An 11,543-nucleotide genomic window follows, 5' to 3' on the forward strand; every position below is an offset into this window, starting at 1 on the left:
TGGTGGTTTGCAAATCGTTAATTTCCTTTGCAGGATTTGATTTTGAACGGAAAGCCAACGAATAACACTCAGCATTTTATACATACTCAAAACAAACAGCTTTTCGGGTTTTTCATTTGTTCTTTTTCCCTTTTTCTACACCAAAATTTTAAACCGTAGCTACGGCTATGCTTGAAAATTTTGACTTGAAAAAGAAAAAAATAACTTCGTCAAAATTCCCGAAAAGCTGTCCGCATTGAGTATATTTGCGCAGATTTTTAAGAAACGATTGATTCGATCACGATCATAAATAAATTTTACACTGATGAGTTTTGTACAAGAGCTGAAATGGAGAGGCATGTTGCACGATATAATGCCGGGAACTGAGGAACAACTGGAAAAAGAATTAACTGCGGCTTATGTGGGTATCGATCCAACTGCCGATTCGTTGCACATTGGCCACCTGGTAAGTGTCATGATGTTGAAACATCTTCAGATTGCAGGTCACCAGCCTATTGCATTGGTTGGTGGTGCTACCGGAATGATTGGCGACCCATCAGGAAAATCACAGGAGCGTAACCTGCTCGACGAACCAACACTGCGCCACAATCAGGAATGTATTAAAGCTCAGCTGGCGAAATTCCTCGATTTTGAAAGTAAGGAAGACAACGTAGCACTTTTGGTAAACAACTACGACTGGATGAAGGAATTTTCATTCCTTGATTTTATCCGCGACGTGGGTAAACGTATTACCGTAAACTACATGATGGCAAAAGATTCGGTAAAAAAACGGTTGGGTGAAGAGTCAAAATCGGGTATGTCGTTTACTGAATTTACTTACCAGTTGGTGCAGGGCTACGACTTTTACCACTTGTACAAAAACAACAACTGCCGTCTGCAAATGGGTGGATCAGACCAGTGGGGAAACATCACAACAGGAACTGAGTTGATCCGCCGTATGGACGGAGGTGAAGCTTTTGCTCTAACCTGTCCGCTAATCACCAAAGCCGACGGTACCAAGTTTGGAAAAACAGAATCGGGCAACGTTTGGCTCGATCCGGAACGCACTTCGCCTTATGCATTCTTCCAGTTTTGGCTGAACACTTCGGATGACGATGCCGAACGTTACATAAAAATATTTACGTTGCTGTCGAAAGAAGAGATCGACACATTGGTAGCAGCGCACAAAGAAGCACCACATGCCCGTGCGTTGCAGAAAAAACTGGCTGAGGAAGTAACCATTATGGTTCACTCGCGCGAAGAATATGAAATGGCTGTGGAAGCATCGCAGATCTTGTTTGGAAAAGGTACTGCCGAACAGTTGCGCAAACTAAACGAAAGTACTTTCCTTGCTGTGTTTGAAGGCGTTCCTCAATTCAATATCTCAAAAGACGAATTGGCTACCGGTATTAACGTTATCGATTTGCTGGCTGAAAAAACAGAGGTTTTTCCATCGAAAGGTGAATTGCGCCGTACTATACAAGGTAACGGACTGAGCATTAACAAAGATAAAATCAACGATCCTGAGCTGATTGTAAACAACGACTATTTAATTGGCGGTAAATACATTCTGGCACAAAAAGGAAAGAAAAACTACTTCCTTATTATTGCTGAATAATCAGGTGTTTAGATACTAAAAACAGTTCGGGTGCGTTGAAATTACACGATCAAATTGAAACCACACTTTATGGATAACTTTTTTGACAACCAACGTATCCTGCAACTTATATGGAAACGCAAATTTCATTTTGTACTAATTGGTGCAATTGCTGTTGTTTTATCGGCCATTTTTTCGGGCCCGGCGTTTATTACGCCCAAATTTAAATCAACGGCGCGCCTTTACCCTACAAACATCTGGACGATGAGTGATGAGTCGGAGACCGAACAGATGCTTGAGATACTGAATTCGAACGACATCAAGTTCAGAATGTTCGATTCGTTTGATCTCGCCAAGGTGTACGACATTAAAAAAGACGATCCGCAGTACACTACGTATATGCTTGGCGAATACAACACCAATGTGAGCACCGGCAAAACCGAATACGAAACTGCTGAGATAAGAGTGTTGGATGAAGACCCGCAACGTGCTTCAGATATGTGCGATTCGATCATTTCGTTTTTCAACCAAAAAGTGCAGGAATTGCATAAAACCAAAGAAAAGGAAATGGTTGACATAACCGGCAGACAGCTCGACAGGAAATATAATGAGCTGAAAGCTTACGAACACCAACTGGATAGCATCCGTGATAAATATGGCATTATCAGTTATAACAACCAGGTGAATGAAATTACCCGTGGTTATATGAATGCCCTGGCAGCAGGACGTGGATCGGCAGGCGATACAAAGAAAATTGAACAGCTTTACGACAACTTTTCTAAAGAAGGCTCACGTGCTTACATGCTTGAAAACAAATACAATAAAACTATTCAGGTTATTGATTCACTCTCGATCGTTTACGACACCTACTTAACCGAATACGAAAAAGAAATTACTTACAGCCATGTGGTGGAATACCCGTTTCCGGCTGATAAAAAAGCATACCCTGTTCGCTGGCTGATCGTTGCTTTTACAACGCTGTCGGCAGTATTTTTTGCACTATTAGTTTTCCTGGTTCTCGAGTACAGAAAAAAAGACTAAAGTGCCACAAAAAGCGGTCATACGAATTGCACTTTTTTATCTCATTTCCATTGGATTTATTGCATTGAATCTTTGGTTTATGGTAGAAAAACATATGCTGTATGCCAATGTGCTTCCGCTTGTTTTTGCTGTTGTTTTACTGGCCGTTTATTCGTTTGACAAAGTTATTTACCTCATCGCTTTTCTGGCGCCCTTATCCATTCCTCTTCGGGAATATTTACCTGGGATAGGATTCGATATGTACATTCCCACTGAACCGATGTTGTTTGGGCTGCTGCTGCTTTTTATTCTGAAAGTTTTACAGGAACGTCAATTCGATCGTAAAATATTACTTCACCCGGTATCACTGGCCGTTTACCTGAACCTCTTCTGGATTCTGATTACCAGTGTCACCAGCACCATGCCCATGGTTTCGTTTAAGTTTTTGCTGATGCGCATTTGGTTTGTAGTAGGTCTTTACCTGCTTACCGCCAAAATATTTAAAGACGGCAAAAACATGGAAAAATACGTGTGGCTGTACGTTATTCCTCTGATGCTGGTAATTTTCTATTCTACGTACCGGCATCTCGGTTATGGTTTGTGGGACAAACAAGCTGCGCACTTTGTGGTTTCGCCGTTTTACCGCGACCACACTTCGTATGGTGCTGCCTCTGCCATTTACATCCCGTTTTTGGTTATGTTTATTCTGAGTAAAACCTATTCGAAAAACGTCCGCTTACTGGCAGCCGGAGCGCTTGCCGTTGTAACGCTGGGATTTTTGTTATCGTATAGTCGGGCAGCGTGGTTGAGTATAATCGTTGCTTTTGGCGTTTGGACCATCATAAAATTACGAATACGCTTTAAGCCTCTTTTTATAACCGTGGTTTCTGTAATTGTTTTGTTCTTCACCTTTCAATCTCAAATTGTTATGAAACTGGAACAAAACTCGGAAGAGTCGTCGGCAAATATAATGACACACATTTCCTCGATGTCGAACATCAGCTCCGATGCCTCGAACATGGAGCGTATTAACCGCTGGAGTTGTGCCGTGCGCATGTTTGCCGACAAACCTGTAGTAGGCTTCGGCCCGGGAACCTACATGTTTAAATATGCCAAATACCAGTTGAGCAAAGACCGCACAATTATCAGTACCAACTCTGCCGACGGTGGAAATGCACACAGCGAATACCTTGGCCCCATGGCCGAATCGGGAGTGCTTGGTTTGGCCACATACTTGTTAATTATAATCCTGGTGATTTATACTGCGGTTAACACTTACACGCGCTTAAGCGATTACAGGCTGCGGTCGATAGTTTTAGCGGCGCTTATTGGGCTGGTTACTTATCACATCCACGGATTTCTGAATAACTTTTTAGATACCGACAAAATTTCGGTGCCGTTTTGGGGGTTCACTGCCATGATCGTTGCCATTGATATTCTTTCACGAAAGCAGGAAATGGATACTGAACTGAAACAAGATTAATTCAGGTAAGCACTCAGTTCTGCTATTTTCATTTGGCGGTCCATTGAAAAGGAAATGCTTTCGCGTTCCACCTTTTGTAGAATGAAATATGACTTTCTGAAAAAATCCAAACGTTTATCATCCGAGGCGGCCAGTTCTCCCTGTTCTTTTAGCACAAAAGCCACCATCTCCAATTGTTCGTTTACCAGGTTTTTATCTTTCTCCAATAAATCGATCAAAGCTTCAACCGAAAGTTTCTCCACATCTTCATCAATTTTCAGGTACTCGTAAAAAAACTGAATTTGCTTTTCAGCCTCTTCATCTTCGCCTTTTCTGCGGTGACGTAAAATTTTCTGGATGACTTCAAAAAGCATCATCAGCTGACGCATTAAATAATCTTTCTCAACTCCCATGGTAAAAACTGTGATTCGTGTTCTGAAAGATAAGTCAATTTGGCTACTTTTGAAAAAAATTTGAGAATGGGATATTTCGACGACCTTTTTCCTGACCGATACGAGGAAGAATTAAAGGAAGGGAAAGATTTTTACATGGAAAATGGTTACCGGGTGATGACCGAATCATACCTGACAAACCGCGGCTACTGTTGTGCCAACGGATGCCGCCATTGCCCGTACTGGCCAAAAGCGCAAAAAGGAAATACCAATCTCAGAAAAAAATAGTTATGCAAGGAAAAGACCTGAGAATCGTTTTTATGGGAACGCCCGATTTTGCCGTGGCCAGTTTACAGGCCCTGGTTGAAGGCGGTTACACTATTGTTGGTGTAATTACAGCGCCCGACAAACCGGCAGGACGTGGAAAAAAACTCCACGAATCGGCAGTAAAACAATATGCTGTTGAACAAGGACTAAATGTTCTGCAACCCGAAAAACTTAAAAACCCGGATTTCCTGGATGAACTAAGAGCTTTGGAAGCCGACTTGCAGGTGGTTGTTGCCTTCAGAATGTTACCCGAAGTGGTTTGGGATATGCCGCGTTTGGGAACTTTTAATTTGCATGGATCTTTACTACCACAGTATCGTGGTGCGGCCCCGCTAAACTGGGCCGTAATAAACGGCGAAACAAAAACCGGGGTAACTACTTTTTTGTTGGCACATGAAATTGATACCGGTAAAATACTTTTCCGCAAAGAAATTGACATTTGGGAAAACGACACCGTTGGAACCATTCACGATGCATTAATGGGCATTGGCGCCAAACTGGTTGTTGAAACTGTTGATGCACTGGCTTCCGGCGATTACAAAGCCATTCCGCAGGAAGAGCTGGTTGCCGAAGGTGAAGAAATAAAACATGCTCCGAAAATTTTCAAGGAAGATTGTAAAATAGATTGGTCGGCCGATGCTGATGCGGTTCGTAACCTTATTCGCGGACTATCGCCTTACCCTGCTGCCTGGAGTACCTTAAAACACAAAGAAACGGGGCAAGAAACTGCCACCAAAATATTTATGGCCATGCGTGTTGAAGACAATAAAAACACGCCTCCGGGAACATTGGAAAGCGATGGCAAACACTTTTTAAAAGTGGCCTGCGCCAATGGCTGGCTGCAAATTACCGATCTGCAAATTGCAGGTAAAAAAAGAATGAAAGTTCAGGATTTTCTTCGGGGATTTCAGCAAATAGGAGATTATACATTTCAATAAGCAAAAATTAGTGATAGTATCACTTCCGGTGATACTATCACTAACTAATAAGCTACTTCTTAACGGCTTTCCCGTTCATAATAAAGAAATAGATCAGGAAACCCAATGAAATACAAACCATCAAAATTCCCAGTGGTAAAACGGCATCACGACCTCTAACCATGTCACGGTTAAATAATCCCATCACTTCAATGATTATAAATCCCAAACCTGTCATTAAGGCAACCAAGCCCCATTTCAACGAAGGATAACGGTTCGATTCATCATTTTCAACTTTTGGCTCTTCCAGAATACCAACTCTGTCGTACTGTTCGGCTTTAATCAGTTTTCGTTTTAATAAGTGAGTAGAAAATAGTTTGATAATGTGATATGCTCCAAAAAATACTACGCCTACTGCAATTAATTCTTCCATAATTATTGTTTTAAAATTTATTTTCTGACCGTTTGACTACACGGAAGAATGAAATGTTGCAACTTTTTTAAAATAATTTTCAGAGCACATTAATTGCATCCAGCGAGGCCAGAAGAATAACCGTAAAAAAAACCATGTTATAGATAAACGAGAGGGTGAAGAATTTTAGCACCACCTTACCGATTGATTGCCCGTAAAATTTCTTTAAAGCTATTATAATATAAATGGGAACCGACAAGAACAAAATACCTGACACAGTAGCAAAGTCTTTGTCAAATAACAAATACAGGCCAATTATAGTAGTCATTACCAAAAAAATAAACGAATGGATGTGAATGGAAAAAACCAGGTGTCGCATGTAATTATGGCGCCGGCGAATATAAATAAGCTTTAAAATAAGTGCAAAAAGCGGCAGCAACAGGAAAAATGCATACGAAATGTATTTGAGTATTTTAGCCATGGTAGCTTCGGGCGAGCGCAACATTCGAATATTTTCCTTCAATTCAGCGCGTTTCCCCGGATCTGTTTCCTCTGCCAGTTCCTTTTCCATATCGTCGGCATAATTATTCAGTGCCAGTCTTATATTTCGTGCACCACCCCAACTTCCCAAATCTAATTCATTGGCTGATTTGGCCACATCGATACTATCCAGCTGAATATTTCCTTTACTCAGAACTTTGTCCAGAGCCTGCTTTTCCTGCGGAGAAAGCTCTTGGTTTACCTCGGTTAAAATCGAATCGGCAGCAACTATCGATGTAGAATCAAGTCCAATTTTTGCATCTTCTAAATCCGAGTCCAGTACGGTTGACAAACCACGATTAGTAACAATTTGTAACAACAAAAACAGTATAAAACTCACAAAAATAAAAATGCGCAATGGAGGGGTATAGCGAACTCTGCGACCGGCAAAATATTCTTTGGTAAGAAAGCCGGGGCGCGCAATTAATGCAAAAAGTGTTTGAAAAAATCGGGTGTCGAAGGCAAAAAAATCGCCCAAAAAATTGTAAAAGATAAAACCAAAAGGTCTGTCGTATTCTTTTACCGCCTGGCCGCAATTCGGACAATAATGCCCCGAAAAATTTGTTCCACAGTTTAAACAATCAACATCGATTTGCCAGTTGGAATTGTCTTTCCCCTTAAAACGCTCTGTAAGTTTAGACCACATCTTCATATTCGCGATTCTCTTTCATATCAATTTCCCATCCTTCAATAAACGGGAAGATCGATGGTGCAAACGATCGGATCGGTTCATACATCCGCGAATTTTCTTTGGCTTCGCGCGAAAGAATATGAACGTCCTCATCGATCTTGTCAAAAATAACCAATATTATGCTTAATATCAAGGCCGATTTTAAAACTCCAAAAACCAAACCGGCCAGTTTATTGGCAAATCCCAGCAAAACGGTTTCGGCCATTTTACTTACCGCGCTGCCAACAATGTGCACCAGAATAACAATAACTACAAAAGTGATGACAAACGAAATAATATTCATGTGTTTCGAATGCATGTTGAAATTCTCAATCAGAAATTCGGTGGTCACATATGAAAATTTGATAGCTCCCCAAATTCCTAAAATGAGCGCTGCAATTGATGCTACCTCAGAAATAAGGCCTTTACTAAAACCATTTATTGCTGACAGTATCAACAAAATGCCTAAAATAATATCGATGTAGTTCATACTAAAATTTCTATGGATGTTAGGTTTCCCGAAACAATTTGACGCGGTAAATATAAAAATTCGCGATCAGTTAAAAAACCGGCCAATCGGCCAGCGAACAGATTTTATGGTTAAACGAACTTTTTCCTTAATTTATTTTTCCGGGCGGCGCAATTATTGCCCCTTGCAAGATGATTTTTGATTGTTTATTTGATACAATTATTCATAAATTTGGACTTCATAAAAATAAACGTAACAGATGCCTCTAATAAATTCAGTTATCAAGTGGGTAAATATAAAACGTAACTACCAAATACAGTATTACCGCGAATATCCACATGAAATCCAAAACGAAACCTTATTTGAACTGTTGCAAAGTGCAAAAGACACGCAATGGGGCAAAGCACACAATTTTGATGATGTAACATCGTACCGCGAATTCCAAAAAGCAATGCCTTTGCAAACCTACGAAGATGTAAAACCATACATCGACCGCTTGCGCCAGGGCGAAAAAAACCTGCTTTGGCCGGGCGAGGTAAAGTGGTTTGCCAAATCGAGCGGAACCACCAGCGACAAAAGCAAATTTATTCCGGTTACCAACGAAGCTTTGGAAGAATGTCATTTGCGCGGCCCAAAAGATATTTTTGCCCAGTATATTACCTCTAATCCTGAATCGAAAGTTTTAAAAGGAAAAATTCTGACTTTGGGAGGAAGCCACCGTGTTAGCACTTTAAACAATAATTCGTTTCATGGCGATCTGTCGGCAATTATGATCGAGAATGAGCCTTTTTGGTCAGATCTGTTCCGGACACCGGCTGCGGAGATTGCCCTTATCGAAGAATTTGAAGAGAAAGTTGAAAAGATAATAGATACCACCCTCGACCAGAATGTCACTGCTTTTGCAGGTGTTCCGTCGTGGTACCTGGTACTTTTTAAACGCGTGCTGGAAAAAACCGGCAAATCGAACCTGCTGGAAGTGTGGCCCAACCTGGAAGTTTTTGCTCATGGAGGTGTAAATTTTGAGCCCTACCGCGAGCAATACCGTAAAATTATTCCATCGCCACAAATGCATTACGTGGAAACCTACAATGCTTCGGAAGGTTTTTTTGGCATTCAGGATAACGAGCACCAGGATGACATGCTATTAATGCTCGACTATGGCATTTACTACGAGTTTATACCGATGTCGGAATTTGGCAGCGAAAATCCTACCGTTGTTAATCTTAAAGACGTGGAACTGGACGAAAATTATGCCATGGTAATTTCGACCAACGCCGGATTGTGGCGTTATATAATTGGCGACACCATAAAATTTACCTGCAAATACCCGTTCAAGATAAAAGTTACTGGGCGCACCAAACATTTTATCAATGCTTTTGGCGAAGAGGTGATTATCGAGAACGCCGAACAAGCGCTGAAAGTTGCCTGCCACCATACCGGGGCAATCGTAAATGAATACACCGCCGGCCCGGTATTTATGAGCGACAACAACAAAGGAGCACACCAGTGGATTATTGAATTTGCAAAGGAACCAAAAGACGTTGATCACTTTAAAACTATACTGGATAATTCGCTAAAAACGTTAAACTCGGATTACGAAGCCAAGCGCCATAAAAATATGACCCTTGAAATGCTGCATCTTACGGTGGCGCCAAAAGGAACTTTCTACAATTGGATGAAACAACGCGGCAAAGTTGGCGGGCAAAATAAAATTCCGCGACTGGCCAATAACCGAAAATATCTCGACGAACTTATGAACATTCTGGGGGCCGACAGGTAATTTTTTTATACTTTAGAATTTCAAAAAAAATAATTGAATATGCACATTGCTATAGCGGGTAACATTGGTGCCGGAAAGACTACACTGAGCGAGCTTCTGGCTAAACATTATAAATGGACCCCACATTACGAAGACGTAGACGAAAACCCTTATCTGAATGACTTTTACAACGACATGCAACGCTGGTCGTTTAACCTGCAGATATACTTCCTGAATTCGCGTTTTAAACAGATCATCGATATCCGCAAGTCTGGAAAAACGATTATACAAGACCGTACAATTTATGAGGATGCCGAAATTTTTGCTCCCAACCTGCACGCCATGGGATTGATGAGCACCCGCGATTTTGGCAACTACAAATCGTTGTTCGACCTGATGGCCAGCCTGATTCAGCCACCTGATTTGCTGATTTATTTACGCGCTTCGATTCCAACCTTGGTAAACCAGATTCAGAAACGGGGTCGTGAATACGAAAACTCCATTCGCCTGGATTATTTAAAACAACTTAACGACCGTTACGAGAACTGGATTAGTGGTTACAAAATGGGGAAATTACTGGTGATTAATGTGGATGACCTTGATTTTACAGCTAATCCTGAAGACTTGAGTTTTGTTATCGATAGGATCGATGCTCAGATTCACGGTTTATTCCAGTAATAGATTATTATAAAAAAAACTGTCATTTCGAAGAAAGAATGACTGAGAATTGAAAATCAGCGGAGCTAAATCCGTTACAGATTTTTCTCCGTCAGCCGACTGATCGAAATGACAGTTTTTTTTATGCTTTAATTTTAACCAACAATCTTTGCAATTTCAGCTTTTACTTCCGGCCATTGTTCGTCGGCCAGGTTTGGCCCCATAACTTCAACAACTTTACCTGAAACCAGTGCAGCTATTTTACCACATTTTTCCAGGTCGTAGCCATTTGTAAGGCCATAAAAGAAACCGGCGGCATACGCATCGCCCGCTCCGGTGGTATCCAATGCTTTGGCAGGAATCACTCCAACACGGGATACAGCGTCTCCTTGTTTTATCATAGAGCCGTCTTTACCCACTTTTACAACGGCAATTTTATCGCCTTTTGCAATTTCATGAAGTGCGGCTTCCGGATCCAGCCCGGTGTATGATTTGGCTTCCTCTTCGTTGGCAAAAACAATATCTACATAATCACGGATCAGCTCTTTCAGGAAATCGAGGTTGGCTTCCACTACGTTAAAGCTCGACAGGTCGACAGCAATCTTTACACCGGCTTTTTTGGCAGCTACGGCACAGGCTTTAATCAGGTCGTGATTAAAAACCAGGTAGCCTTCGATGTAAACATATTCATATCCGGCAAACAGCTCTTCGGTCACCTCTTCCGGTAGCATTTCGGCAGCAGCACCCAGATAAGTTGCCATGGTTCTTTCCGAATCAGGACTAACCAGCCCCATCACTCTTCCGGTAGCATTTTCGCTGTGGAACAAGTGTGTTCTCACACCACGTTTTTCAAAGTCGTTACGAAAAAGATCACCCAGTTCATCGCGACCGATTTTCCCCATATATCCGGCATTACCGCCAAGGTTGGCCAAAGCACGAATCGAATTGGCGACGGATCCTCCGGTAGCCACTTCACTCTTTTCGGAGTAAGTAGCATCGTAAATTGTTTTCGACTGATCGGCATCAACCAGCGTCATACTGCCGCGTGGTAATCCAAACTGTTCAAGCAAAGCATCGCTCTCTAAAACAGAGATTACATCAACCAAAGCGTTACCCATACCCAGCACAGCAGGAATATTTTGTTTTGTCATTTTTATTAAATTTTGTGTGCCGCAAATATCAGCATTTTTATCGAAGCGAAAAAAACAATGACTCAGATAAATAGCTCTCCCATTTCCCTTCAACTTTTCCGGGTTCAATAAAATAATCCTGAAAATTTACATCTTTTTGTTATTTTTACAATATCAAATAAAAATATTCATGTTTTAAAAGAAAGGAGTGG

The 11,543-nt window shown here is 41.4% G+C and carries 12 protein-coding genes; 7 read left to right on the forward strand and 5 right to left on the reverse strand.

Annotation, left to right across the window (positions count from 1 at the left end):
• The first annotated feature begins 304 nt into the window (after positions 1–304).
• The 3 genes from tyrS (at position 305) to G4420_RS01995 (ending at position 4,079) form a co-directional block, all read left to right on the forward strand.
• Complete coding sequence (tyrS, locus tag G4420_RS01985) at positions 305–1,597, forward strand: tyrosine--tRNA ligase (protein ID WP_163321928.1); 1,293 nt, start codon at positions 305–307, stop codon at positions 1,595–1,597.
• A gap of 69 nt (positions 1,598–1,666) precedes the next feature.
• On the forward strand, positions 1,667–2,617 hold the full coding sequence (locus G4420_RS01990) for a GumC domain-containing protein (protein ID WP_163321929.1): 951 nt from the start codon (positions 1,667–1,669) through the stop codon (positions 2,615–2,617).
• Between the two features lie 79 nt (positions 2,618–2,696).
• On the forward strand, positions 2,697–4,079 hold the full coding sequence (locus tag G4420_RS01995) for an O-antigen ligase family protein (RefSeq protein ID WP_163321930.1): 1,383 nt from the start codon (positions 2,697–2,699) through the stop codon (positions 4,077–4,079).
• On the opposite strand, the gene G4420_RS02000 is transcribed toward G4420_RS01995, so the two are convergent.
• Entirely contained in the window at positions 4,076–4,471 is a 396-nt protein-coding gene (locus G4420_RS02000; protein ID WP_045026560.1) for a hypothetical protein, read from the reverse strand. The two genes, G4420_RS01995 and G4420_RS02000, sit on opposite strands and share 4 nt — an antisense overlap.
• Positions 4,472–4,537: 66 nt before the next feature.
• Between G4420_RS02000 and G4420_RS02005 the strand changes: the two genes are divergently transcribed.
• Entirely contained in the window at positions 4,538–4,738 is a 201-nt protein-coding gene (locus G4420_RS02005) for a DUF5522 domain-containing protein (protein WP_045026558.1), read from the forward strand.
• 2 nt (positions 4,739–4,740) lie between these two features.
• Complete coding sequence (fmt, locus tag G4420_RS02010; RefSeq protein WP_163321931.1) at positions 4,741–5,715, forward strand: methionyl-tRNA formyltransferase; 975 nt, start codon at positions 4,741–4,743, stop codon at positions 5,713–5,715.
• A 52-nt stretch (positions 5,716–5,767) separates the two neighbouring features.
• Here the strand turns inward: fmt and G4420_RS02015 are convergent, their stop codons facing one another.
• The 3 genes from G4420_RS02015 to G4420_RS02025 form a co-directional block, all read right to left on the reverse strand.
• The gene (locus tag G4420_RS02015; RefSeq protein WP_045026552.1) at positions 5,768–6,127 is read right to left on the reverse strand and encodes a DUF6249 domain-containing protein; all 360 of its coding nucleotides are present in this window, start codon (positions 6,125–6,127) and stop codon (positions 5,768–5,770) included.
• A 79-nt stretch (positions 6,128–6,206) separates the two neighbouring features.
• Positions 6,207–7,298 (reverse strand): DUF3667 domain-containing protein, encoded by a 1,092-nt coding sequence (locus tag G4420_RS02020; RefSeq protein ID WP_163321932.1) that lies wholly within the window; start codon positions 7,296–7,298, stop codon positions 6,207–6,209.
• Positions 7,282–7,806, reverse strand: a complete 525-nt coding sequence (locus tag G4420_RS02025) for a CvpA family protein (protein ID WP_163321933.1) — start codon at positions 7,804–7,806, stop codon at positions 7,282–7,284. Before G4420_RS02025 ends, G4420_RS02020 begins: the two co-directional genes overlap by 17 nt.
• A gap of 238 nt (positions 7,807–8,044) precedes the next feature.
• Between G4420_RS02025 and G4420_RS02030 the strand changes: the two genes are divergently transcribed.
• Positions 8,045–9,565 carry a GH3 auxin-responsive promoter family protein gene (locus G4420_RS02030; protein ID WP_163321934.1) on the forward strand — a complete coding sequence of 507 codons (1,521 nt, stop codon included), beginning with the start codon at positions 8,045–8,047 and terminating at the stop codon, positions 9,563–9,565.
• A 39-nt stretch (positions 9,566–9,604) separates the two neighbouring features.
• On the forward strand, positions 9,605–10,222 hold the full coding sequence (locus tag G4420_RS02035) for a deoxynucleoside kinase (RefSeq protein ID WP_163321935.1): 618 nt from the start codon (positions 9,605–9,607) through the stop codon (positions 10,220–10,222).
• A 134-nt stretch (positions 10,223–10,356) separates the two neighbouring features.
• Here the strand turns inward: G4420_RS02035 and G4420_RS02040 are convergent, their stop codons facing one another.
• Positions 10,357–11,352 carry an adenosine kinase gene (locus G4420_RS02040; protein WP_246241511.1) on the reverse strand — a complete coding sequence of 332 codons (996 nt, stop codon included), beginning with the start codon at positions 11,350–11,352 and terminating at the stop codon, positions 10,357–10,359.
• Positions 11,353–11,543: the final 191 nt, after the last annotated feature.

It is taken from the genome of Draconibacterium mangrovi, assembly GCF_010586825.1.
Lineage (GTDB): Bacteria > Bacteroidota > Bacteroidia > Bacteroidales > Prolixibacteraceae > Draconibacterium > Draconibacterium mangrovi.

Excerpts from the sequence above, each read along its gene's own strand:
- tyrS (WP_163321928.1), top strand. The coding sequence starts at position 305 with ATGAGTTTTGTACAAGAGCTGAAATGGAGAGGCATGTTGCACGATATA.
- G4420_RS02015 (WP_045026552.1), bottom strand. The coding sequence starts at position 6,127 with ATGGAAGAATTAATTGCAGTAGGCGTAGTATTTTTTGGAGCATATCAC.
- fmt (WP_163321931.1), top strand. The coding sequence starts at position 4,741 with ATGCAAGGAAAAGACCTGAGAATCGTTTTTATGGGAACGCCCGATTTT.
- G4420_RS01990 (WP_163321929.1), top strand. The coding sequence starts at position 1,667 with ATGGATAACTTTTTTGACAACCAACGTATCCTGCAACTTATATGGAAA.
- G4420_RS02020 (WP_163321932.1), bottom strand. The coding sequence starts at position 7,298 with ATGAAGATGTGGTCTAAACTTACAGAGCGTTTTAAGGGGAAAGACAAT.
- G4420_RS02040 (WP_246241511.1), bottom strand. The coding sequence starts at position 11,352 with ATGACAAAACAAAATATTCCTGCTGTGCTGGGTATGGGTAACGCTTTG.
- G4420_RS02035 (WP_163321935.1), top strand. The coding sequence starts at position 9,605 with ATGCACATTGCTATAGCGGGTAACATTGGTGCCGGAAAGACTACACTG.
- G4420_RS02025 (WP_163321933.1), bottom strand. The coding sequence starts at position 7,806 with ATGAACTACATCGATATTATTTTAGGCATTTTGTTGATACTGTCAGCA.
- G4420_RS02005 (WP_045026558.1), top strand. The coding sequence starts at position 4,538 with ATGGGATATTTCGACGACCTTTTTCCTGACCGATACGAGGAAGAATTA.
- G4420_RS01995 (WP_163321930.1), top strand. The coding sequence starts at position 2,697 with ATGGTAGAAAAACATATGCTGTATGCCAATGTGCTTCCGCTTGTTTTT.
- G4420_RS02030 (WP_163321934.1), top strand. The coding sequence starts at position 8,045 with ATGCCTCTAATAAATTCAGTTATCAAGTGGGTAAATATAAAACGTAAC.
- G4420_RS02000 (WP_045026560.1), bottom strand. The coding sequence starts at position 4,471 with ATGGGAGTTGAGAAAGATTATTTAATGCGTCAGCTGATGATGCTTTTT.